A 21443-nucleotide genomic window follows, 5' to 3' on the forward strand; every position below is an offset into this window, starting at 1 on the left:
TGCCCTAATCGCGCGTGGCTATATCGGCGCGGATGAGGACGGTCACAGATCGATTCTGATGCAGCAGGCGATAGTCGGACAACACTCTGGCGATCGCCGGATTGTCGTGCAGCGATGGCATCGGAGGCTGGTCCGTCAGGTCCAGCAAGACCGGCGTGTGCGGGCCGGCCGTTCCGTCGTCGACAACGATATCCGGGCGCTTCGCAGTGAGTTCGCCTGCGATTGAAAGTGCATATCTTTCTCTGAGGGCGACCAAATCCTGCCGTATCGCGGCATCGCGCTTCAGCCTGATCAATATGCCCGCGTCATCGAACATCCAGCCGGACTGCTGCCGTGCCACGAAACGGGCGCCTGTCATGCGAGTCAGCGGGTTGGTTGCCTGCAGACACGACGCGATCGACATTATGGTCGGGTGATCGACCGCGCGCAGGATCGCCGCTGTCGCGGCATCCAAATCGCGGCGCGACTGGGTGAAGGCCGTGCCATGCTGGAACGCCGTTAAAAGCACGATCGAAAATAGGCCGAGCGCCGCACCGGCCTTGACCGTTAGCGGCAGGCTTCGCAATGGTTTCAGCCTGACATATTGTAGCATCAAAGCCAGAATGCCGAGCGTTAGGAAGGGCACTGCCTGATAGGTCCAGCCCTTGCCCATGATAACAAAAGCCGGAACGTAGGCCGCCCCGGCCAAAAGCATAGTCCCGGCGTCGCGATCGGGCCGGCTGGGAGAGGCCATGGCCAGCGTGGCGACCGCCATGGCCACAAACATCGTGACTTGCCACAGCATCAGCACGTCAACCACCGGCATGCGCATCGGCAGATAGACCTGGCGCAGCAAGGGCATGACGTCCGTGAAGAAAGGCTGCATGAAGACAGCCAGTGTAGCCAAATAGGCGACGGTAAGAGCAGCGCCGATCAGGTTCTCGGCTGTCAGCAGCGGATGCAGTGAGCGCCGTTGCAGCGCGATGACCACGGCCGGCACCGCCAGGGGGAGCACGCTGTAAGGCGGTTTGATCATCACGAAGACACCGGCTCCGACACCGGCAATGATCCGCTCGGCCACGCTGCCGGCGCTGAAATCGACAGTTCTGTCGCGTGCGCGAAACAGGGCCAGCCACGGCAGCAAGGCGATGATGGCTATCTGTTCGCGCTCACCGAAATGGTCGGGAAACAGGAACAGCACGAAAAATACCGAGGCCGGCACGGTCCAGAGATGCCGTTTCAGCGTTTCGTTCGCCCGCGCCGCGATGCGAGCCGAAAACCAAACCGATGCGATCGCCAGCGCGGTCACGCCGATGCTCACCCAGAGTTCCGCCGAAAGCCCGGTTAGCCGCCCAAGCAGCACGAAAGGCAAATAGAGCCAGACGGAAAAGGCCGGATTGACCTCGATGATGTCGACCGAAAGGCGCGCGCCGTCGAGCACACGTTCGCCGATCACCAGCAGCCAGGACACGTCGACATTGCTAGGTATGACGAGGAACGAAACAATGACCGCATAAGTGGCAATCAGCAGCGTCGCGGCCACCGGCCAGCCGAGCCGAACGGCGTGTGCGGCCCTGACGGATTGCAAGCCGACCGGTTCGTCGGAAGCAGTGAATGGCGCGTCCATTTCAGCGGTCCTCACCACCAAAGCAGCAATCGAGCCAGACATGTAGCAAGCCAGCGGTTAAGAGCGTTCTAAAGCGCCTGTTGCGGCGCGCCAGCTAAAGCTTGCGCAGCGCCACTTCCTCGACGAGGTGGTCGGCGCCTTTGCGTAGGATCAAGTCGGCGCGGGCGCGTGTCGGCAGGATGTTTTCGCGCAGGTTCTTCAGGTTGATGTTGGTCCACAGGCCTTCGGCAATCGCCCGTGCCGAATCCTCCGACAGTTGCGAATAGCGATGGAAGAACGATTCCGGATTGCGGAAAGCGGTTTCGCGCAGCCGCATGAAGCGGGAAATGTACCATTCGTGGATCAGCTTCTCGTCGGCATCGATGTAGATGGCGAAGTCGAAGAAGTCGGACAGGAAAGGCACGATCTTGCCGTCCTGCGGCAGCTTGCCCGGCTGCAGCACATTGATGCCCTCGAAGATCAGGATGTCGGGCCGGTCGATGGTGACGAACTCGCCGGGGATGACGTCATAGGTGAGGTGCGAATAGACCGGCGCGCGGATATCTGGCAGCGCCGACTTGATGCCCGAGAGGAAGCGCAGCAGCGCGCCGACGTCGTAGCTGTCGGGAAAGCCCTTGCGCTCCATCAGGTTTTCGCGGCGCAGTACCTCGTTGGGCAGCAGGAAACCGTCGGTGGTGATGAGATCGACCTTGGGGCTGGACGGCCAGCGCGCGAGCAGCTCCTTCAGTACGCGTGCCGTGGTCGATTTGCCGACCGCGACAGAACCGGCGATGCCGATGATGAAGGGCGTCTTGACCACGTCCGAGGCGTTGAAGAAAGCCTGGCGCTGCCGGAACAGCAGCTGGCTGGCCTCGACATGTGCCGACAGAAGCCGCGACAGCGACAGATAGATGCGCTTGACCTCTTCGAGATCGATTGGATCGTTGAGCGAACGCAGGCGGCGGAATTCATCCTCGCTCAGCGTCAGCGGCGTGTCGGCGCGGAATTGCGACCATTGCTCGGCCGAGAAGAAACGAAAGGGGGAATATTTCTCGGTCGGTGCGAGCTGATCCATCGAGATTCCTGCCCTCCTCGCGGTCAGCGCTTGGACCGTGACGCCTTCTCGGCGATGCCCGAACGCCCGGTGCGGCTTTCGAGCTCCCTAAGCACGTCGTCCAGCGGCACACCCGAAATGCCGAGAACGACGAGCCAATGATATATAAGATCGGCACTTTCCGAAACGAGCGCCTGTTTGTCACTCTTGATGGCGGCAATCACCGTCTCGACCGCCTCTTCGCCGAGCTTCTGCGCCGCCTTCTCGATGCCGCGCGCGTAAAGCTTGGCGGTCCACGAGTCCGGATCGCCGGAATGGGCGCGTTCGCTGATGATTGTCTCCAGATCGGAGAGTGAAAACTCAGTCATCGCGCCTTGGCCCTATTTCTTAGCCGCAAGCCTCTAGGGCCGATCGCCCGAGGAGTCCAGCCGCATCGGCAGGCCGGCTTGCGCCATATGGGCCTTGGCCTCGGCGATCGTATAGGTACCGAAATGGAAGATGGAGGCCGCCAGCACGGCACCTGCATGACCGTCGCGAATGCCTTCGACCATATGGTCGAGCGTGCCGACGCCGCCCGAAGCGATCACCGGCGCGCGCACCGCGTCCGATACCGCGCGGGTCAGCGCGATGTCATAACCGGCCTTGGTGCCGTCGCGATCCATTGAGGTCAACAGGATCTCGCCGGCACCGCGATCGACCATTTTGTGGGCGAATTCGACCGCATCCATGCCGGTTTTTTCCCGTCCGCCGTGGGTGAAGATCTCCCAGCGGTCGGCCTCGCCGGCGCCCGACACTTTCTTGGCGTCGATGGCGACAACGATGCACTGGTTGCCAAATTTGTCGGCGGCTTCGGCGACGAAATCCGGGTTCTTGACCGCCGCCGTGTTGATCGACACCTTGTCGGCGCCGGCCAGGAGCAATTTCCTGATATCGGCGACCTGGCGTACGCCGCCGCCGACGGTGAGCGGCATGAAACATTGCTCGGCCGTGCGGGCGACGACATCGAAGATGGTCTCGCGATTGTCCGATGACGCGGTAATGTCGAGGAAGCAAAGCTCGTCGGCGCCGGCCGCGTCATAGGCCTTGGCGGCCTCGACAGGATCGCCGGCATCGATGAGATCGACGAAGTTGACCCCCTTGACGACGCGGCCGCCCTTGACGTCGAGACAGGGGATGACGCGGGCTTTCAGCATCAGCGGCCTTCTATCGTGGCTATGAGATCGTTGAGCAGCTGCCCGACCAGCGGCGGCACATCGGCCTGCGCATCGAAAGCCGGATCGTAGGCGGAAACGGTGATGCCGACGATCGGCACCGCAAGCGCCATAGCGCAGGTCGCGTCGCGCAATTGTTCCGGGTTCGGCCCGCCCGGCGCTACATAGCGGTTGGCCTGCAGCGCCTCAGGGTCGTGCACGTCGAGATCGAGATGCAAGTGCACGCGTTTAGCGCCGGCGACCTTGAGTTTTTCGGTTGCCGCTGCCGCTCCCGGACATTCCGTGCGGATCACCGGCAATGCCTCCAGAAGCTGTTTCTCGTCCGGGTCGAGATCGCGAGCGTTGACGAGCACGCAGCGCGACGGATCGATCGGCTGGAAGCCGGGAATGGCCGCCGCCATCGGGCGCCAGCACAGGCCAAGCATGGTGGCCAGCGCCATGCCGTCGAGAAACCCGTATATGGATGTGTCGGGCGTGTTGAGGTCGCCGTGCTGGTCGGCCCAGATGATCGCGTCGGCGCCTTCGCCGGCGACCGCGCCGGCTGATGTCAGGCAGTTTCCGGCCAGCACGATGGGAAAGCGTCCCCTGTCGCGGGCAATGCGGACCTCGCCCGAAACGGCATTGCAGACAGCGAAACCGGTGGCGATCTCACGCTCCTGGGCATCGCCGACCTTGCCGATGTCCTCGACCGCGACATCGTGGCCGGCCATGGTCAAGGCTTCGACCAGTCCGCCCGCAATCAGCGCGTCCGGCCCCTGCCCCATGCCGCCATGATAATGGCCGCTGTCATAGGAGGCCAGGATGATCGAGACTTTCAAGATCGCATCTCCACCGGGGGCGCGCCTTTCAGGATCGCCAATGCTTCGGCCGGATCGATGCGGCCGTCGTAAAGGGCGCGGCCGGAGATCGCGCCTTCGAGCTTTTGCGCGTCGGGCATGGTCATGCGCACGATGTCGACGATCGAGGCGAGGCCGCCAGAGGCGATGACCGGGATCGACACGGCGTCGGCGAGGCTGATCGTGGCATCCCAGTTGATGCCGGTCAGCACGCCATCGCGGTCGATATCGGTGTAGATGACGGCGGCGACACCGGCGCCTTCGAATTTCCTGGCTAGCTCGACGACGCCGAGGCTCGACGCCTCGGCCCAGCCTTCGACCGCCACCTTGCCGCCCTTGGCGTCGATGCCGACGGCGACCTTGCCCGGAAAGGCCTTGCAGGCCTGCCTGACCAGGTCGGGATCGCGCACCGCAACCGTGCCGAGGATGACGCGGGCCAGCCCTCGGTCGAGCCAGTCCTCGATCTGCTCGAGCGTGCGGATGCCGCCGCCGAGCTGCACCGGGTTCTTCGTCGCCTTGAGGATGGCGCCGACCGCGGCGCTGTTGACGCTCTGACCCCGAAACGCGCCATTGAGGTCGACGACATGCAGCCACTCGAAGCCCTGCTCTTCAAATGCCTTTGCCTGGGCGGCCGGGTCATCGTTGTAGATGGTCGCGGTCGCCATGTCGCCGTGCTTGAGGCGCACGCACTGGCCGTCCTTGAGGTCGATTGCAGGAAACAGGATCATTTTCTCAGGCGCCTTCGACAATGACGAAATGGCCGGTCGAGGCGGCAAGCCGGAATTTAGAGGCCTGTTGATATTCCGGCGAATGATAGCATTCGACGGCCTTGGCGTAGGATTCGAACTCGACCAGGACGTGGCGGTTGCCGGTTGGCCCTTCCGGGCTCTCGTGGCGTCCCGCCCGCACGACGAATTTCGCGCCGTACTTGGCGAAGGCAACGGCATTCGCCTCGATATACCGCTTGTACAGATCGGGATCGCGAACATCGATCATCGCCATCCAATAGCCCTTCTTGCTCATGGCTCCTCAAGGCCTCCAGCGCAGGAAATTGGTGATCAGGGCGAGGCCCAGCGCCTGGCTCTTCTCTGGGTGGAACTGCGTGCCGACGAGGTTGTCGCGGGCGACGGTCGCCGTTACCGGGCCGCCATAGTCGGCGACCGCGAGCACCTCGTCGGGCTTGCGCGCATCGAGATGATAGGAATGGACGAAATAGGCGTGCAGGCCGGTTGGCCCGGTTGGAACGCCGGAGAACAGCGGATGCTTGCGCATCAGCTCGATCGTGTTCCAGCCGATCTGCGGGATCTTGAGTGCCGGATCGGCCGGCGTGATCTCCTTCACGTCACCTGATATCCAGCCAAAGCCATCGGTGATCGTCTTTTCGAGGCCGCGCTGCGACATCAGCTGCATGCCGACGCAGATGCCGAGGAAAGGACGCCCCTTGGCGATGGCGACTTCCTCGACAGCTTCCCACATGCCGGGGACGGCACGCAGGCCGGCCGCGCAATCGGCATAGGCGCCGACGCCAGGCAGCACGATGCGGTCGGCCGTGCGCACCCGCTCGGCGTCGGCGGTCAGGTCGATGCCGGCGGCGATGCCCGCCTCGCGCGCCGCGCGCTCGAAGGCCTTGGTGGCCGAGCGCAAATTGCCCGAGCCGTAATCGATGATCGCAACGCGCATGTCAGCGCCTTCCCGGAATGTGGGTCAGCCCAAGCGCCATGCCCGGCTGCGCCGGGCGCGCCAGGGCGGCGTCCGGCACCATGCGCGGCGCAGGCTCGGCTCCATCCGCATGCCGCTCGGCCTCCAGGGCAAAGCGCGCATCGGCATCGTCGAGCCAACCGGCTTCGACCACCCCCCATTCGCGCCAGCCGCGGCGGCGGAGCGCCGCGATGCGCAGCGCCTGCCCTTCCAAGCCGACATAGAGCGAGACAAGCAGGGACAGCAGCGAACCGGCCAACCCGAGACCGAGCCTTTCGCCAAGCATCGAAAGCACCGCCATGACAATGAAGGTGAGTGCCGCTTCGATCCACAGCCGATGCCAGGCGAACCACAGCGGCGGCACCAGCAGGCCGAGCCAGGTAAAGCCGTCGCGGACAAGCGCCGTCGCATCGGCCTTTTCGCCAGGGCCCGGCGGTTCCATCACGACATAGCTGGCCATGACCTATCCCTTCAACGATCCCTTGGTGGAGGGAACCGCGTCCGGCTGGCGCGGATCGCGCTCCAGTGCTGTCCGCAGCGCACGCGCCACCGCCTTGAAGCAGGTTTCGGCGATGTGGTGGTTGTTGGCGCCATAGTGATTGGTGACATGCAGCGTGATGCCGGCGTTCTGTGCCAGCGCCTGGAAGAATTCGCGCACCAGTTCGGTGTCGAAGGTGCCGATCTTGGGCGAGGAAAACGAAACGTTCCACACCAGGAAGGGACGGCCAGAGACATCGATCGCCGCGCGCGTCAGCGTCTCGTCCATGGCAAGATCGATCGAGGCATAGCGCATGATGCCGCGCCGCTCGCCCAGCGCCTTGGCCAGCGCCTGGCCGAGCGCGATGCCGGTGTCCTCGACCGTGTGGTGGTCGTCTATGTGCAGGTCGCCCTTGGCCCGAACGGTCATGTCGATCAGCGAATGGCGCGAAAGCTGGTCGAGCATATGATCGAAGAAGCCGACGCCGGTCACGATGTCCGATTTGCCGGAGCCGTCGACATGGACCGACACGGCAATGTCGGTTTCCCTGGTCTTGCGGCTGATTTCGGCGGAACGGGGCGACATGGCCTTGTCCTTGTCCGTGAGTTTAAGCGCTTCAGGCGTTTCGCCTGCTTGAAAACGAAAGCCTTCTAGCAGCATGATCCGGCGATTGCCAGTTGCCATCCGGGTCGGTATCGAGCGTTTGCAATCACCGCCCCCATGCATACATATGGGCCGATCAAAGTCACTCGTACCGCGCCGATCGCCTTTTTAGGGATGGCGCGAATCGGAGCAGCAAATGTCCAATGAACTGACCATGCACGCCACGACCATCGTGACGGTACGCAAGGGCAACAAGGTGGTGATCGCCGGCGACGGCCAGGTCAGCCTTGGCCAGACCATCATGAAGGGCAACGCCAGAAAGGTGCGCCGCATCGGCAAGGGCGGAAACGTGATCGCCGGTTTCGCCGGTGCCACGGCGGACGCCTTCACGCTTCTGGAGCGGCTCGAAGCCAAGCTCGAACAATATCCCGACCAGTTGACGCGCGCCTGTGTCGAACTCGCCAAGGACTGGCGCACCGACCGCTATCTGCGCCGGCTGGAAGCGATGATGCTGGTGGCCGACAAGTCGGTCTCGCTGGCGCTGACCGGCACCGGCGACGTGCTCGAGCCCGAGCATGGCGTCATGGCCATCGGTTCAGGCGGCAACTATGCGCTGGCTGCGGCCCGCGCCCTGATGGACACAGACAAGGACGCCGAGGAGATCGCGCGCAAGGCGATGCAGATCGCCTCCGACATCTGCGTCTACACCAACAACAATTTCGTCGTCGAAACGCTCGATGCTGCCTGAACCAGGCCTGCGTCCGTGATCCCGATCCGAAAGACCGCGCAAGCGAAAAATGGAGGCCGGCTTTCGGAGAAGATCATGGAAAGACACGAAGATAGCTATGATTTTCGGCCTGTGACCGCGAAAGACCTGCCGATGATCGCCGGCTGGCTCGCCGAACCGCATGTCGCTCAGTGGTGGAACGATCCAGAGACGGAAATCGCCGAGATTCGCGATCATATCGATTCGATTTCCGTCGAGCCGCTGATCGTGGAACTCGACGGCACGCCGATCGCTTACCTGCAAAGCTACGATCCACACCTGGAAGAAGACCACCCTTATGCCGACCAGCCGTTCGGGACGCTCGGCATCGACCTGTCGATCGGCCGGCCGGAACTGGTCGGCATCGGCCATGGCTCGGCGATGGTGCGCCAGTTCGTCGAGCAGTTGTTCGAGGAAGGCGTGCCGCGCGTCATCATCGATCCCGACCCATCCAATGGCCGCGCCATCCGCGCCTATGAAAAGGCGGGATTCCGCGCAATTGATCGCCGGCAATCCAGATATGGTGATGTCGTGCTGATGGCAATCGATGCGCACGAGACGCAAGCGAGCGACACGGAAGCGGGGAACTGACGGATGAACGCAGTTGGCGAGGACAGAACGCTCTCGGCGTATGAAGACAGCTGGCGGATGGGGCTTCTGCTCGTGCTCGCCCTGGTCATCTTCCAGGCTGGAGCCCTCTATGGCATGGGGCATCCGCCGATCTGCACCTGCGGCTATGTCAAGCTCTGGCACGGCGTGGTGAACAGTTCCGAGAATTCCCAGCATATATCGGACTGGTACACGTTCTCGCACATCATCCACGGCTTCCTGTTCTATGCGCTGGCCAGGTTCCTGTTTCCGCGTTCGCCGGTCGGCTTGCGGCTGGCTTTCGCCGTCTTCATAGAAGGCGGCTGGGAGCTGATCGAGAACAGCCCGTTCATCATAGAGCGCTACCGCGCCGGCACCATCTCGCTCGACTATTACGGCGACAGCATCATCAATTCGGTGTCGGACACGCTGGCCATGGTGCTGGGATTTGTGATGGCGCGAAGGCTACCTATATGGGTGATCGTCAGCCTCGCCATCCTTTTCGAACTGGGTACGGGCTACCTTATTCGGGACAATCTGACACTCAACGTGATCATGCTGCTGCATCCGTTCGAGGCCATCAAGCAGTGGCAAAGTGGAATTTAGTGATATGAGCACATTTTCTCCCCGCGAAATCGTTTCGGAACTCGACCGCTTCATCATCGGCCAGAAGGACGCCAAGCGTGCCGTGGCCATCGCCTTGCGCAACCGCTGGCGGCGCCAGCAGCTGGAGGGGCAGATGCGCGAAGAGGTGATGCCGAAGAACATCCTCATGATCGGGCCGACCGGCGTCGGCAAGACCGAGATCTCGCGCCGCCTGGCGCGGCTGGCCGGTGCGCCCTTCGTCAAGGTCGAGGCGACCAAATTCACCGAGGTCGGCTATGTCGGCCGCGATGTCGAGCAGATCGTGCGCGACCTCGTCGAGGTCGCCATCGGCCTGGTGCGCGAGAAGATGCGTGAGGACGTCAAGGCGCGCGCCCATGTCAACGCCGAGGAACGCGTGCTGGAAGCGCTGGTCGGCAAGACCGCCAGCCCTGCCACACGCGATTCTTTCCGCAAGAAGCTGCGCGAGGGCGAACTCGACGACAAGGAGATCGAGATCGAAGTGGCCGACACCGGCAATGGCGGCATGCCCGGCTTCGAGATTCCCGGCATGCCGGGCGCCAATATCGGCGTGCTCAATATCAACGACATGCTGTCCAAGGCAATGGGCGGCAAGAAGACCAAATTGCGCAAGACGACGGTGAAGGAATCCTACGACCTGCTGGTCAACGACGAGTCCGACAAGCTGCTCGACCAGGACGAGGTGGTTCGCCGGGCGCTGGACGCCGCGGAAAATGACGGCATCGTCTTCCTCGACGAGATCGACAAGATTGCGGCCCGGTCGGACATCTCCGGCGGCCCTTCGCGCGAAGGCGTGCAGCGCGACTTGCTGCCGCTGGTCGAAGGCACCACGGTGGCGACCAAATATGGGCCGTTGAAGACGGATCACATCCTGTTCATCGCATCGGGTGCGTTCCACGTCTCGAAGCCGTCCGACCTTTTGCCAGAGCTGCAGGGCCGCCTGCCGATCCGCGTCGAATTGCGCGCGCTGGAGAAAGAGGACTTCGTCCGCATCCTGACCGAGACGGAAGCGAGCCTCATCAAGCAGTATATCGCGCTGATGAAGACCGAAGGCGTCGACCTGAACTTCACCGACGACGCCATCGATTCGCTGGCCGGCATCGCCGTCGACCTCAACGCCAGCGTCGAGAACATCGGCGCGAGGCGTTTGCAGACGGTGATGGAGCGCGTGCTGGACGAGATCTCCTACGACGCGCCGGACCGCAACGGCACTGCGGTGACCATCGACGCCGCCTATGTGGAGAAACATGTCGGCGACTTGTCGAGGAACACCGATCTGTCGCGCTTCATTCTTTGAGCAGGCGCGCGCCGGATCGTTCCGGCGCCTGTCGGGCGAATGGATCATGTGTGGCCGGATGGTATCATTCGGCCACCTTTCGTTCTGCCGAGCGCAGGGCCGCTCTCGACTCGACCAGGAGCTTTACCTAGTTTGCGCGGCAATTCTCTAGGCGGCGGGGCGCATGAAAAAACTCATCCCAGTCATTCTCGGCTTGACGCTGGCGGCAACGCTGTTCGGCGCCGACGCGGCAACCCTGGTGCCGCCGGGAAACCGCAATGCCGAGCAGCCCAGCATTCCGGGAGCCTCGAGCCGGCGCACGCAGGCCACCAACACCACGTTCCAGGCAAAATACCGCAAGGTCTATGCGCTGCTGCAGAACGACGCCGACCTGCGCGGCAAGATCAAGAAGGCGGCAAGCGTCTACGGCATCGATCCAATGCACATTGTCGGCGCCATCGTCGGCGAGCACACCTACAATGTCGACGCCTACGACCGGCTGCAGACCTACTACGTCAAGGCGATCTCCTATCTCTCCAGCAAACTGTCCTTCGCCTATGACGGCGAGGGCATCACGGATTTCGTGCAGCGGCCGGAATTCAGGAAATGCGCCGGAATGTCCGACAGTTACGATTTATGGGAATGCCGCGAGCAGGTGTGGAACCGTTCGTTTCGCGGAAAGACGGTGGGCGGCGAGGATTTCCCCAACGACCGTTTCGGCGCCACTTTCTTCCAGCCCTACTATGCCGGCCAGACCTTTGGTCTCGGCCAGCTCAATCCGCTGACCGCGCTCCAGATGAGCGATCTCGTGCACAAGGTTTCCGGCCTGCCCAAGCTCGACGTCGGCGATCCCAATGCGGTCTACAAGACCATCATGGATCCCGACCTGACGCTGCCCTACGTCGCCGCGACGATCCGGAAATCGATCGACGCCTACAAGAGCATCGCCGGCTTCGACATTTCGAGCAATCCGGGCCTGACCGCCACGCTCTACAATGTCGGCAATCCCGAGCAGCGCGCCTATGCGCTGAAGGCGGAGAACGAGAAGCGCAGCGCCGCCGGCGAGCCGGTGAAGCTGCCGGAGGAGAATTATTACGGCTGGCTGGTCAATGACAAACTACCGGAGCTGAAGGCGCTGTTTTAGGGAGCTCAGGCGCGCTGACGTTAATTTGCCAACGCCTGCGCCGCAGACCCTGACAATTGGCGTTGCATCCTACGCCGCCAGCAGCGACTTCAATTTCACCGCCTGCGAACCGAGCGCTTCCGGCGCCGGCCTCGCCCGTTTGCCGATCAGCATCTCCGCCAGCCTGATATCGCGGGCGACCGCATTGCCCGGCCCGATGCCACTGGCGGCCACCAGCCTGCCGTCCTCGGCAAGGTGAAAGAGGATAAAGGCGTCCTCGCCGAGATCGCGGCGCACCGTGCTGCGGCCTTCGTCGGAAAGCCCCGCGATCTGCAGGGACAGGCCGTATTGATCCGACCAGAACCACGGCACCGCCGCATGTGCTTCGCCGGCGCCGAGCATGTTTTTTGCCGCCAGCGCGCCTTGTTCCTGGGCGTTGCGCCAGGCCTCCAGCCGCACGCGACGGCCGCCATAGACGGCAAGCGGGAACGAACAGCAGTCGCCGGCAGCGAAGATGTCGGGGTCGCTGCTGCGCAGTTCGGCGTCGACTGATATGCCGTTGTCGATGGCCAGTCCCGCTTCGGCGGCAAGAGCCGTCACCGGCACGGCGCCGATGCCGATGATGGCGAGATCGGCGAGGATTTCGCGGCCGCCGGCAAGCGCGATGCGCACCTGCCGGTCGTCGTCGGCGATCAAGGCAATGCCTTCGCCGCACGCTATGTCGACGCCTTCGGCGACGTGGGTGTCATGGACGACCTTGGCTATCTCGGCCGGTACGCCGCGCATCAGGATGCGCGGCTGCGCCTCGATGACGGCGACCGCAGCACCGAGCTTGCGGGCCGCCGCGGCGAGCTCGAGGCCGATGAAGCCGCCGCCGATGACGGCAATGCGGTTACCCGCCTTGAGATGGGCGCGGATAGCCAGCGCATCGGCGAAGGTCCTGAGGTAGACGCAGCGCCCGCCAAGGCCGGGCATCGGCAGTTTGCGCGGCGTCGAGCCGGTCGCCAGCAGCAGCTTGTCGTAGGGCAGGACCGAACCGTCCGACAGGCGCACAGTATGCGCGGCGCGATCGATCGCTGCAGCCTGAATGGAATGGATATGCCGGATGGACTTTTCGGCGAGGATCTCGTCGCTGGCGATCGCCTTCATCTCGGGCACGCCGCCGGCCATGGCGTCCTTGGACAGAGGCGGCCGTTCATAGGGCAGATGCGGCTCGTCGCCGACCAGCGTCACCGGTCCCTCATAGCCGAGGTCACGCAATGCAAGCGCTGCCCGGCCGCCGCATTCCCCGGCGCCGATGATGACCATTCCGCGCGTCATACCGGTCATCCGATCTGGACGAGGACGCTGCCGGCGTCGACCTTGACCGGATAGGTCCTGAGATTGACGCAGGCCGGCGCGCCCTTGGCCTGGCCTGTCTTGTAGTTGAAGCGGCCATTGTGCTTGGGACATTCGATGATCTCGTCCATGACAAGCCCGTCGGCGAGATGCACCTTTTCGTGCGTACACAGGCCGTCGGTGGCGAAATACTCGTCATCGGGGCTGCGATAGATGGCGTAGCTGCGGCCGCCGTGATCGAACCGCATCACATCTTCTTCGTCGATGTCTCCCACGGCACAGGCCTCGACCCAGTCGCTCATACATTTCTCCCGCGAAATTTCCCGATCGCGCCTCACGGGCGGATATCACTCCGCCGCGGCGTTGAAGGCAGCATTGTCGTTGTGCAGATCCTCGCGATACGGCCTGGCCGTTGGCGGCAGCTCGCGCTTGAGGAAATAATCGTCGTTGCGCAACTGGCGCCAGAAGACAGGCAGCATCTCGCGATAGCCGGCCAGGATCGACGGCGTCGGCGCCGGCAAATCATGCTTGATCAGTTCATGCAGCTTCGGCAGCGCATGGTAGGGCACCATCGGGAACATATGATGCTCGACGTGGTAGTTCATGTTCCAGTAGATGAAACGGCTGATCGGGTTCATGTAGACGGTGCGGCTGTTCAGCCGATGGTCGGTGACGTTGTCGGCAAGGCCGCCATGCTGCAGCAGGCCGACCATGACGTGGTGCCAGGCGCCGTAGAGCCGGGGCAGGCCGACCAGCATCAAGGGCAGGAACGAGCCGGTATAGAGCGCCAGCGCGATGGTAGCGGCATAGATTGCGGTCCAGATGCGTGCAATGCGGATCGCTTTCGGCTGTTCCTGCTCGGGAATAAAGGTCTTTTCGGCCGCGCTGATGTTGCCGGCGGCGTTGCGCAGCATGTCTGACATCGCATGCCAGGCGTCGAGCACGCCGACAAAGCCGAGGATGGCGCGCACCAGGTCCGGCGGCCGCATGACCGAGATTTCCGGATCGTGGCCGACGATGATGGTGTCGGTGTGATGGCGCGTGTGGCTCCAGCGCCAGGTCACCGGGTTGCGCATGATCATGAAGCAGGCGACCTGATAGACCCAATCATTCATCCACTGCGTGCGGAAGGCCGTACCATGGCCGCATTCGTGCCAGCGGGAATCCGTGGACGAGCCGTAGAGCACGCCATAGGCGAAGAAGAACGGCACGCACCACCAGGTGCCCCAGAACCAGGCACCGCCGGCGCCGCTGACGATGAGCGCGGCGATCCAGATCGCCGTGTCGCGGAGCGCGGGCGCGTCGGAGCGCTGCATCAGCTCCTTCATCTGCTTGCGGGGAATGTCGGTGTGATACCATTCGGCCGCCGACAGGCCGGTCTCGACGGCCAGCCTGGCGTCGCGGCCGATCAGGCTGTAGTCACGCCGGGACGGCGCAGCATGCATGGTTGCCTCCCTCGGCAAGGGCATCCGCCACGCGAATGCCCGACATTTCCTGACTTCGAGGCTGAAAATAACGCCAGCTCATGATAGACTCAACATCATAAAGATAGTTTCTATCATTTCCTATCATCAAGATGTAGGAAAGATGCACGGTCAAATGAGGACAGACATGGCGAAACGGCCGACCATATCAGATCTGGCGCGCATCTCCGGCGTCAGCGTCGCCACGGTGGACCGGGTGCTCAACAGCCGCCTGCCTGTGCGCGAGGAAACGGCGCGCCGCGTCTATGACGCCGCGACCGAGATCGGCTATCACGCCGCAGGCCTGATCAAGCAGCGTATGCGCCAGGAATTGCCCGAGTATCGGCTGGGTTTCCTGCTGCTTCGGGGCAATGACGTTTTCTATGGCGATTTCGCGCGGGAACTCGAACTCGCGGTCGCACAATCGCAGCGCTTCCGTGGCGTCGCAACCATCGATTTCGCCAGTTCCCTGGCCCCGGATGAGATCGCTGCCCAGATGCGCAGGCTGGCGGCGAAATCGCGGGCGATCGCCGTGGTCGGCCCTGACCATCCGACGCTGACGGCGGTCGTGGAGGCGCTAAAAGCCAGGGGACAGCCGGTCTTCTCCCTGCTGTCCGACTTCGCCGCCGGCATCCGCGAAGGCTATGTCGGGCTCGACAACCGCAAGGTCGGCCGCACCGCCGCCTGGATGATCTCGAAGGCTGCGAGGAAGCCCGGCAAGGTCGCCCTTTTTGTCGGCAGCCATCGCTTCCACGGCCATGAGCTGCGTGAGATCGGTTTCCGCTCCTTCTTTCGCGAGCATGCGCCGGACTTCAACGTGCTGGAGACGCTGGTCAATCTGGAGGCCAACCAGGTGACCCATGATGCGACGATCGATCTTCTGGCGCGATATCCGGATCTTGTCGGCTGCTACCTCGCCGGCGGCGGCATGGAAGGCGCCGTCTCGGCGCTGCGGACAGCGAAGCCCGCAAGCATGCCGGTGGTCGTCTGCAACGAGATCAACGCCGAATCGCGCGCCGCGCTTGCCGACAACATCCTGACGATGGTGATCTCGACGCCGCTTGCTGCGCTCTGTCGCGAGCTCGTCGATCGGATGGCGCATGCCATCGAAACCGGTGCGGCCAATGCGCCGGGCCAGACATTCCTCCCCTTCGACATCTATTTGCCGGAAAACATCTGAAGCCATTTCAGGAATGCGCGCAGCGGTTTTCCGTCCAGGTCGCGTCAGGACGGAAGGTAGAGCGTTTCCATGAAACGATAAAACCCTCGGGCAGCCCGGTCTGCCGCAAACCGGCCGCCTGAAATGATAGAATCCATCAGAGGCAGCCGAAAATCGCACGCCCGGATTCGGAATCTCCCTTGACGCCCCGATCCGAAATGGAATAAATATTTCACTGACTGTACATTTTGGTTCTTTCGTTCCGACAACATCTGGTTCGAGCAGGCAGTTCGGCGTTCCAGCCAGTGGTGAACCGCGTTGGAACGAAATTATATCAGGGAGAGATTCCCCGAGGAGATCGGGGATTCCGGATAGATCGGTGCGACCGGACACCCAAAGTGGAGGAGAAATACAATGAAGAAAATGATTTTGGGCGTCGCTTTCGCGGCGCTGATGAGTTCGTCCGCCATGGCCGCCAAGATCGGCGTGTCGATGGCCAAGTTCGACGACAATTTCCTGACCGTGCTGCGCAACGGCATGATCGAGCAGGCCAAGGGCATGAGCGGCGTGGAGCTGCAGGTCGAGGACGCACAGAACGACGTCGCCAAACAGCTCGACCAGATCAAGAACTTCGCCGCATCGGGCGTCGACGCCATCATCGTCAATCCGGTCGACACCTCGGCCACGCAGGCGATGTCGGATGCCGCGGCCGCCGCCAAGATCCCGCTGGTCTATGTCAACCGCGAACCGGTCAATGTCGACACGCTGCCTGACAATCAGGCCTTCGTCGCTTCGAACGAGGCCGATTCCGGCACGCTCGAAACCAAGGAGGTCTGCCGCCTGTTCAAGGAAGCCGGCAAGAAGGAAGCCAATGTCTATGTGATCATGGGCGAGCTTTCCAACCAGGCAGCCGTGCAGCGCACCAAGGACATCGAGGAGGTGATCGCGACGCCGGATTGCAGCTTCATCAAGATCATCGACAAGCAGACGTCGAACTGGAACCGCGACGAGGCCCAGAACCTGATGACCAACTGGCTGTCGACCGGCAAGCCGTTCGACGGCGTCATCGCCAACAATGACGAAAGCGCCATCGGCGCCATCCAGGCAATGAAGGCCGCCAATGTCGACATGAAGACGGTTGTCGTCGGCGGTGTCGACGCCACGCAGGACGCGCTCGCCGCCATGCAGGCAGGCGACCTCGACGCCACCGTGTTCCAGGACGCGGCTGGCCAGGGCGCCGGCGCGCTCGACGCGGCGCTGAAACTGTCCAAGGGCGAGAAGGTCGAACACAAGGTCTACGTGCCCTTCCAACTGGTGACGCCGGCCAACATCGACAAGTTCCTGAAGAAGAACTGAGCGGCGGAACGGTTCACCTCGGGGCGGCGCTCAAAGGACCGGGCGCCGCTCCTCCTCTCGGCGCTTTCATGGCGCCAGGAGCGACCGCGGCTGACGGAGGATAGACGAGTGGCACAGACATCTCATGGCGTCGGCGGGGTCAGCTATGATGCGAAGAAGCGCATATGGCCGGCGGAATTCAACGTCTTCCTGGCGCTCGTCATTCTTGTCGTCATCTTCGAATTGATCGGCCGCGTCTTTCTCGGCGACAGCTTCCTGTTCAACACCCGCAGCAATGTCGGCGGCCTCTTCAACGAGGCGCGGCTACAGATCATCATCCTGCAAGTATCGATCGTCGGCATCATCGCCATCGGCGTGACGCAGGTGATCATATCGGGCGGCATCGACCTGTCGTCGGGCTCGATCGTCGGCGCCACCGCCATGATCGCCATGAGCTTCGCCCAGGTGGCGACGGTCAACGGCAACCCCAATCCCAAGGCGATGTTCCTGGCTCAGGGCTGGACCGACCTGCCGGTGATCGTGCCGGTGCTGGTCGCCATCGGCTGCGGGCTGCTGGCAGGCCTGGTCAACGGCGCCCTGATCGCCTACACGCGCATTCCGCCCTTCATCGCCACGCTAGGCATGATGGTGACCGCGCGCGGCATCGCCAAATGGTGGTCCAAGGGGCAGCCCATCTCGTTCCCGACCGAGAGCTTCGCCGCCATCGGCAAGGGCCTGATGCCCGTCATCATCTTCCTGTCGCTGGCCGTGCTGTTCCAGCTGATCATGACCTACACACGATACGGCAAGCATTGCTACGCGATCGGCTCCAACGAGGACGCCGCACGCATGTCCGGCATCAAGATCGCCAACCACAAGATCCTGGTCTACGTCATCGCCGGCATACTCGCGGCGCTCGCCGCGGTGGTGCTGTCTTCCAAGAACCTCACCGCCCAGGCCGGCATGGGCGTGATGTACGAACTCGACGCCATCGCCATGGCGGTCATCGGCGGCGTATCGCTGTCGGGCGGCCGCGGCTCGATCATCGGCACGGTGATCGGCGCGCTGATCTTCGGCGTCATCATCTCCGGCTTCACCTTCCTGCGCCTCGACGCCTACTACCAGGAGATGGTCAAGGGCGTGATCATCGTCGGCGCCGTCGTTCTCGACCAGTGGCGCCAACGCCTGCGGGCATTGAGGGCTTGACCATGGCAGACATCGTCCTGAAGACCGAAAACCTGACCAAGCGCTATGGCGGCGTGCAGGCGCTGGAAGGCGCGAATTTCGAGCTGCGCAAGGGCGAACACGTCGCCATCATGGGCGACAATGGCGCCGGCAAGTCGACCTTCGTGCGCCAGATCACCGCCGTCGAGCAACCGACCAGCGGCCAGATCTGGTTCGACGGCAAGCAAGTCAATTTTTCGGGCCCTATCGAGGCGCGCGAGGCCGGCATCGAGACCGTGTTCCAGAACCTGGCGCTGGCCGACGACCTCGACGTGCCGTCGAACCTGTTCCTTGGCCGAGAAAAAGTGCTGTTCAATCTGGGCCCGTTTTCGATCCTGGACCGCCGGGGGATGCGCAAGGCGACCGAAGCGGCGCTGGTGCGCACGGCGGTGAAAATCCCAAACCTGTCGAACACCATCCGCCATATGTCGGGCGGCCAGCGGCAATGCGTGGCGATCGCCAGAACCGCGACCTTCGCCTCCAAGCTGATCATCATGGACGAGCCGACGGCAGCACTCGGCGTGCAGGAGACCGCGCAGGTCGAGAACATCATCCGCACGCTGAAGGACAATGGCGAGCCGCTGATCCTGATCAGCCACAATATGCGCCAGGTGTTCGACCTTTGCGACCGCATCGTCGTCTTCCGGCGCGGCCGCATCGTCGCCAATTTGCGCAAGGAGAACACCGACGGAAACGATATCGTTTCCTACATCACCGGCGCCAAGACCGGAGAGGCCGAACTCGCGGCCTAGGCCGGGCGCGGAGGCGGCGGTCATCGCCTCCCTGTCGATCTTGTCTTGACCGGAAAAACACCTGCGCGCATGACCGGCGCCCCGCCAGCTTCGAACCATCCCCAGAGGAAATTTCCATGACTCTCCGCTTCGCCCTCCTCGGTGCCGGCCGCATCGGCAAGGTCCACGCCCGCGCCGTCGGCTCCAATCCGCAGGCCAAACTGGTCGCCGTTGCCGACGCTTTCGAGAAGGCGGCGAGCGAACTCGCCACGGCCTACGGCGCCGAGGTGCGCACCATCGATGCCATCGAGAAATCCGGGGACATCGACGCGGTCGTGATCTGCACGCCGACCGACACCCATGCCGACCTGATCGAGCGCTTCGCCAAGGCCGGCAAGGCGATCTTCTGCGAGAAACCGATCGACCTCGACGTCAAGCGGGTCGAGCAGTGCCTGGCCGTGGTCGAGAAGGCCAAGGCGACGCTGATGGTCGGCTTCAACAGGCGCTTCGACCCGCACTTCGCTGCGGTGCGCAAGGCAATCGATGACGGCGCCATCGGCGTGGTCGAGATGGTGACCATCACGTCGCGCGATCCGGGCGCACCGCCGATCGACTACATCGCGCGCTCCGGCGGAATCTTTCGCGACATGACCATCCATGATTTCGACATGGCGCGCTTCCTGCTCGGCGAAGAGCCGGTGGCGGTCAGTGCGCATGCCTCGGTGCTGGTCGACAAGAAGATCGGCGAGGCCGGCGATTTCGACTCGGTCAGCGTCATCCTCGAAACCGCGTCGGGCAAGCAGGCCGTCATCTCCAATTCCCGCCGCGCCACTTATGGCTACGACCAGCGCATCGAGGTGCATGGCTCGAAAGGCATGGTCGCGGCCGAAAACCAGCGGCCGGTGTCGATCGAACTGGCCAATGAAAAGGGCTATACCCGCCCGCCGCTGCACGATTTCTTCATGACCCGCTACCTCGACGCCTATGCCATTGAGATTGCGTCCTTCATCGCCGCCGCGACGTCGGGCAAGAAGGCGGCACCGAGCGGGACGGACGGACTCATCGCACTTCGGCTGGCGGATGCGGCACTGAAATCGGCGACATCAGGCCAGACCGTCCGCCTCGACAAGTAACGACTTAAAGCACAGGAGCAGAGCGATGCGCGCATCAGCCGATCGCAATTCACAAATGCGCGCCATCGTCACCGGCGGCGCACAAGGCATAGGCTTCGCGGTCGCCGAGGCATTGGCGGACGAAGGCTGCCGGGCGCTGGCGCTGATCGGCCGCTCGCAGGAAAAGGGCGACAAGGCAGTCGCCAGCCTCAAGAAGTCGGGCGTCGACGCGATCTTCATCAGCGCCGATGTCTCCAAGGTGGCCGACTGCAAGCGCGCCGTCGCCACCGCGCTTTCGCATTTCGGCACCATCAACGCCCTGGTCAACGCCGCCGCCACATCCGCGCGCGGCTCGCTGGTGGAGACTAGCGAGGAGCTCTTCGACACTATCTTCGACACCAATGTGCGAGGACCCTTCTTCCTGATGCAGGGCGTGGTGGCGCATCTGCTTGAGAAAAAGGCCCCCGGATCGATCGTCAACGTGCTGTCGATGTCGGCGCATACCGGCCAGTCGTTCCTGACACCCTATTCGACCAGCAAGGGCGCTCTGATGACGCTGACCAAGAATGTCGCCAACGCCTATCGCTTCAATCGCATCCGCTGCAACGCCGTGCTGCCCGGCTGGATGGACACCGAGGGCGAGGATATCGTGCAGAAGAAATGGCATGACGCACCCGACGACTGGCTCGAGAAGGCCGAGGCCGCGCAGCCGATGGGGCAGTTGGTGAAGCCGGACCAGCTTGCCCGACTGATCAGCTACATGGTCAGCCCGCAATCCGGCGTGATGACCGGCTCGCTGGTCGACTACGACCAGAGCATCGCTGGGGCGTCGCCGGAATAGCGGCCGCGTAAGCGAAACCGTTAACCAGGTCGTCATCCACGGGCGGAGCAAGGAGCGCAGCGACGCGGCGCAGACCCGAGGATCCATGCCGCGACTTCCGGGCCGTCGCTACGGCGCAAGATTCTGCACCGCAGCACTCTCCCATCTAGGTCGCGGCATGGATCCCAGGGTCTCCGCGACGGAGCTTCGCTCCTGCTTCGCTCTAGAATGACGAAATCGCAAAGGCTCGGCCCTCACCTGAAATTGCTTGCTACCAGGGTACGTGACAAACGCCGCCGCTTCGACTATATGAGCCGCATGATCCACCTGACCGCCACCTATTGGTACTTTAGCAGCTCGCTGGCGGCGGGAGGATTGCGCTCGATCTAAAGATTGCAGCAAACAGTCCGACAAGCCGC

Annotated in this window: 25 protein-coding genes; 12 read left to right on the forward strand and 13 right to left on the reverse strand. The window is 63.1% G+C overall.

Features of this window, described 5'->3' with window-relative positions; translation table 11 throughout:
* Window positions 1-4: 4 nt before the first annotated feature.
* The 10 genes from FJ443_RS00365 to hisB form a co-directional block, all read right to left on the reverse strand.
* The gene (locus FJ443_RS00365; protein ID WP_140662331.1) at window positions 5-1606 is read right to left on the reverse strand and encodes a hypothetical protein; all 1602 of its coding nucleotides are present in this window, start codon (window positions 1604-1606) and stop codon (window positions 5-7) included.
* A gap of 94 nt (window positions 1607-1700) precedes the next feature.
* Window positions 1701-2660, reverse strand: coding sequence for a type I pantothenate kinase (gene coaA, locus FJ443_RS00370; protein WP_140491197.1), 960 nt, complete (start codon window positions 2658-2660; stop codon window positions 1701-1703).
* Between the two features lie 23 nt (window positions 2661-2683).
* The gene (locus tag FJ443_RS00375) at window positions 2684-3007 is read right to left on the reverse strand and encodes a phosphoribosyl-ATP diphosphatase (RefSeq protein WP_140662333.1); all 324 of its coding nucleotides are present in this window, start codon (window positions 3005-3007) and stop codon (window positions 2684-2686) included.
* A gap of 33 nt (window positions 3008-3040) precedes the next feature.
* Window positions 3041-3835 (reverse strand): imidazole glycerol phosphate synthase subunit HisF, encoded by a 795-nt coding sequence (hisF, locus tag FJ443_RS00380; RefSeq protein WP_181175060.1) that lies wholly within the window; start codon window positions 3833-3835, stop codon window positions 3041-3043.
* A complete protein-coding gene (locus FJ443_RS00385) occupies window positions 3832-4668 on the reverse strand; it encodes an arginase family protein (protein WP_140658370.1) in 837 nt (278 codons plus the stop codon). The genes hisF and FJ443_RS00385 overlap by 4 nt, the downstream gene beginning before the upstream one ends.
* Entirely contained in the window at window positions 4665-5414 is a 750-nt protein-coding gene (gene hisA / locus FJ443_RS00390) for a 1-(5-phosphoribosyl)-5-[(5-phosphoribosylamino)methylideneamino]imidazole-4-carboxamide isomerase (RefSeq protein WP_140658372.1), read from the reverse strand. Before hisA ends, FJ443_RS00385 begins: the two co-directional genes overlap by 4 nt.
* Window positions 5415-5418: 4 nt before the next feature.
* Window positions 5419-5709 (reverse strand): DUF1330 domain-containing protein, encoded by a 291-nt coding sequence (locus tag FJ443_RS00395; RefSeq protein ID WP_140491206.1) that lies wholly within the window; start codon window positions 5707-5709, stop codon window positions 5419-5421.
* 6 nt (window positions 5710-5715) lie between these two features.
* Window positions 5716-6366, reverse strand: coding sequence for an imidazole glycerol phosphate synthase subunit HisH (gene hisH, locus FJ443_RS00400; RefSeq protein WP_140517743.1), 651 nt, complete (start codon window positions 6364-6366; stop codon window positions 5716-5718).
* A gap of 1 nt (window position 6367) precedes the next feature.
* Window positions 6368-6844 (reverse strand): DUF2628 domain-containing protein, encoded by a 477-nt coding sequence (locus FJ443_RS00405; RefSeq protein WP_140517742.1) that lies wholly within the window; start codon window positions 6842-6844, stop codon window positions 6368-6370.
* 3 nt (window positions 6845-6847) lie between these two features.
* Window positions 6848-7447 (reverse strand): imidazoleglycerol-phosphate dehydratase HisB, encoded by a 600-nt coding sequence (gene hisB / locus FJ443_RS00410; protein ID WP_140491213.1) that lies wholly within the window; start codon window positions 7445-7447, stop codon window positions 6848-6850.
* Window positions 7448-7661: 214 nt separating this feature from the next.
* On the opposite strand from hisB, the gene hslV reads away from it, so the two are divergent.
* The 5 genes from hslV (at window position 7662) to FJ443_RS00435 (ending at window position 11863) form a co-directional block, all read left to right on the forward strand.
* Complete coding sequence (gene hslV / locus FJ443_RS00415; RefSeq protein WP_140517741.1) at window positions 7662-8213, forward strand: ATP-dependent protease subunit HslV; 552 nt, start codon at window positions 7662-7664, stop codon at window positions 8211-8213.
* A gap of 75 nt (window positions 8214-8288) precedes the next feature.
* Window positions 8289-8822, forward strand: coding sequence for a GNAT family N-acetyltransferase (locus FJ443_RS00420; protein ID WP_140662337.1), 534 nt, complete (start codon window positions 8289-8291; stop codon window positions 8820-8822).
* A gap of 3 nt (window positions 8823-8825) precedes the next feature.
* Window positions 8826-9425, forward strand: a complete 600-nt coding sequence (locus FJ443_RS00425) for a DUF2585 domain-containing protein (protein ID WP_140491219.1) — start codon at window positions 8826-8828, stop codon at window positions 9423-9425.
* Window positions 9426-9429: 4 nt separating this feature from the next.
* Window positions 9430-10740 carry an ATP-dependent protease ATPase subunit HslU gene (hslU, locus tag FJ443_RS00430; RefSeq protein ID WP_140491221.1) on the forward strand — a complete coding sequence of 437 codons (1311 nt, stop codon included), beginning with the start codon at window positions 9430-9432 and terminating at the stop codon, window positions 10738-10740.
* A gap of 163 nt (window positions 10741-10903) precedes the next feature.
* Complete coding sequence (locus FJ443_RS00435; protein WP_140524122.1) at window positions 10904-11863, forward strand: DUF1402 family protein; 960 nt, start codon at window positions 10904-10906, stop codon at window positions 11861-11863.
* Window positions 11864-11932: 69 nt separating this feature from the next.
* Here FJ443_RS00435 and FJ443_RS00440 read toward each other — a convergent pair whose 3' ends face one another.
* From FJ443_RS00440 to FJ443_RS00450, 3 genes are read right to left on the reverse strand one after another with little or no spacing between them, the layout of a single operon-like run.
* Entirely contained in the window at window positions 11933-13171 is a 1239-nt protein-coding gene (locus tag FJ443_RS00440; protein WP_181175054.1) for an FAD-dependent oxidoreductase, read from the reverse strand.
* Entirely contained in the window at window positions 13168-13482 is a 315-nt protein-coding gene (locus tag FJ443_RS00445) for a MocE family 2Fe-2S type ferredoxin (RefSeq protein WP_140662341.1), read from the reverse strand. The genes FJ443_RS00440 and FJ443_RS00445 overlap by 4 nt, the downstream gene beginning before the upstream one ends.
* 45 nt (window positions 13483-13527) lie before the next feature.
* Window positions 13528-14625 (reverse strand): fatty acid desaturase family protein, encoded by a 1098-nt coding sequence (locus FJ443_RS00450; RefSeq protein ID WP_140662343.1) that lies wholly within the window; start codon window positions 14623-14625, stop codon window positions 13528-13530.
* A gap of 166 nt (window positions 14626-14791) precedes the next feature.
* Here FJ443_RS00450 and FJ443_RS00455 point away from each other — a divergent pair, with 166 nt between their 5' ends.
* The 7 genes from FJ443_RS00455 to FJ443_RS31020 all read left to right on the forward strand — a co-directional run bounded on the left by FJ443_RS00455 (window position 14792) and on the right by FJ443_RS31020 (window position 21414).
* Window positions 14792-15823, forward strand: a complete 1032-nt coding sequence (locus tag FJ443_RS00455; RefSeq protein ID WP_140662346.1) for a LacI family DNA-binding transcriptional regulator — start codon at window positions 14792-14794, stop codon at window positions 15821-15823.
* A 393-nt stretch (window positions 15824-16216) separates the two neighbouring features.
* The gene (locus FJ443_RS00460; RefSeq protein ID WP_140491233.1) at window positions 16217-17158 is read left to right on the forward strand and encodes a sugar ABC transporter substrate-binding protein; all 942 of its coding nucleotides are present in this window, start codon (window positions 16217-16219) and stop codon (window positions 17156-17158) included.
* 108 nt (window positions 17159-17266) lie between these two features.
* Window positions 17267-18343: an ABC transporter permease gene (locus tag FJ443_RS00465; protein WP_140517734.1), complete on the forward strand. Its 1077-nt coding sequence runs from the start codon at window positions 17267-17269 to the stop codon at window positions 18341-18343.
* A 2-nt stretch (window positions 18344-18345) separates the two neighbouring features.
* On the forward strand, window positions 18346-19113 hold the full coding sequence (locus FJ443_RS00470; protein WP_140517733.1) for an ATP-binding cassette domain-containing protein: 768 nt from the start codon (window positions 18346-18348) through the stop codon (window positions 19111-19113).
* 116 nt (window positions 19114-19229) lie between these two features.
* Window positions 19230-20225: an inositol 2-dehydrogenase gene (gene iolG / locus FJ443_RS00475; protein ID WP_140524129.1), complete on the forward strand. Its 996-nt coding sequence runs from the start codon at window positions 19230-19232 to the stop codon at window positions 20223-20225.
* Between the two features lie 25 nt (window positions 20226-20250).
* Window positions 20251-21045: an SDR family oxidoreductase gene (locus FJ443_RS00480; RefSeq protein ID WP_140662348.1), complete on the forward strand. Its 795-nt coding sequence runs from the start codon at window positions 20251-20253 to the stop codon at window positions 21043-21045.
* 207 nt (window positions 21046-21252) lie between these two features.
* On the forward strand, window positions 21253-21414 hold the full coding sequence (locus FJ443_RS31020; protein ID WP_181167258.1) for a hypothetical protein: 162 nt from the start codon (window positions 21253-21255) through the stop codon (window positions 21412-21414).
* Window positions 21415-21443 lie beyond the last annotated feature (29 nt).

Origin of the sequence: Mesorhizobium sp. B2-6-1 (assembly GCF_006440475.1) — a bacterium.
In the GTDB taxonomy this organism is placed as follows: Bacteria; Pseudomonadota; Alphaproteobacteria; order Rhizobiales; family Rhizobiaceae; genus Mesorhizobium.

Coding starts and splice junctions, on each gene's coding strand:
- FJ443_RS00450 (WP_140662343.1), bottom strand. CDS start 14,625: ATGCATGCTGCGCCGTCCCGGCGTGACTACAGCCTGATCGGCCGCGAC.
- FJ443_RS00365 (WP_140662331.1), bottom strand. CDS start 1,606: ATGGACGCGCCATTCACTGCTTCCGACGAACCGGTCGGCTTGCAATCC.
- FJ443_RS00455 (WP_140662346.1), top strand. CDS start 14,792: ATGGCGAAACGGCCGACCATATCAGATCTGGCGCGCATCTCCGGCGTC.
- FJ443_RS00445 (WP_140662341.1), bottom strand. CDS start 13,482: ATGAGCGACTGGGTCGAGGCCTGTGCCGTGGGAGACATCGACGAAGAA.
- hslU (WP_140491221.1), top strand. CDS start 9,430: ATGAGCACATTTTCTCCCCGCGAAATCGTTTCGGAACTCGACCGCTTC.
- FJ443_RS00395 (WP_140491206.1), bottom strand. CDS start 5,709: ATGAGCAAGAAGGGCTATTGGATGGCGATGATCGATGTTCGCGATCCC.
- FJ443_RS00435 (WP_140524122.1), top strand. CDS start 10,904: ATGAAAAAACTCATCCCAGTCATTCTCGGCTTGACGCTGGCGGCAACG.
- hisH (WP_140517743.1), bottom strand. CDS start 6,366: ATGCGCGTTGCGATCATCGATTACGGCTCGGGCAATTTGCGCTCGGCC.
- FJ443_RS00460 (WP_140491233.1), top strand. CDS start 16,217: ATGAAGAAAATGATTTTGGGCGTCGCTTTCGCGGCGCTGATGAGTTCG.
- FJ443_RS00440 (WP_181175054.1), bottom strand. CDS start 13,171: ATGACCGGTATGACGCGCGGAATGGTCATCATCGGCGCCGGGGAATGC.
- FJ443_RS00405 (WP_140517742.1), bottom strand. CDS start 6,844: ATGGCCAGCTATGTCGTGATGGAACCGCCGGGCCCTGGCGAAAAGGCC.
- hslV (WP_140517741.1), top strand. CDS start 7,662: ATGTCCAATGAACTGACCATGCACGCCACGACCATCGTGACGGTACGC.
- FJ443_RS00420 (WP_140662337.1), top strand. CDS start 8,289: ATGGAAAGACACGAAGATAGCTATGATTTTCGGCCTGTGACCGCGAAA.
- coaA (WP_140491197.1), bottom strand. CDS start 2,660: ATGGATCAGCTCGCACCGACCGAGAAATATTCCCCCTTTCGTTTCTTC.
- FJ443_RS31020 (WP_181167258.1), top strand. CDS start 21,253: ATGACGAAATCGCAAAGGCTCGGCCCTCACCTGAAATTGCTTGCTACC.
- hisB (WP_140491213.1), bottom strand. CDS start 7,447: ATGTCGCCCCGTTCCGCCGAAATCAGCCGCAAGACCAGGGAAACCGAC.
- iolG (WP_140524129.1), top strand. CDS start 19,230: ATGACTCTCCGCTTCGCCCTCCTCGGTGCCGGCCGCATCGGCAAGGTC.
- hisA (WP_140658372.1), bottom strand. CDS start 5,414: ATGATCCTGTTTCCTGCAATCGACCTCAAGGACGGCCAGTGCGTGCGC.
- FJ443_RS00375 (WP_140662333.1), bottom strand. CDS start 3,007: ATGACTGAGTTTTCACTCTCCGATCTGGAGACAATCATCAGCGAACGC.
- FJ443_RS00425 (WP_140491219.1), top strand. CDS start 8,826: ATGAACGCAGTTGGCGAGGACAGAACGCTCTCGGCGTATGAAGACAGC.
- FJ443_RS00470 (WP_140517733.1), top strand. CDS start 18,346: ATGGCAGACATCGTCCTGAAGACCGAAAACCTGACCAAGCGCTATGGC.
- FJ443_RS00480 (WP_140662348.1), top strand. CDS start 20,251: ATGCGCGCATCAGCCGATCGCAATTCACAAATGCGCGCCATCGTCACC.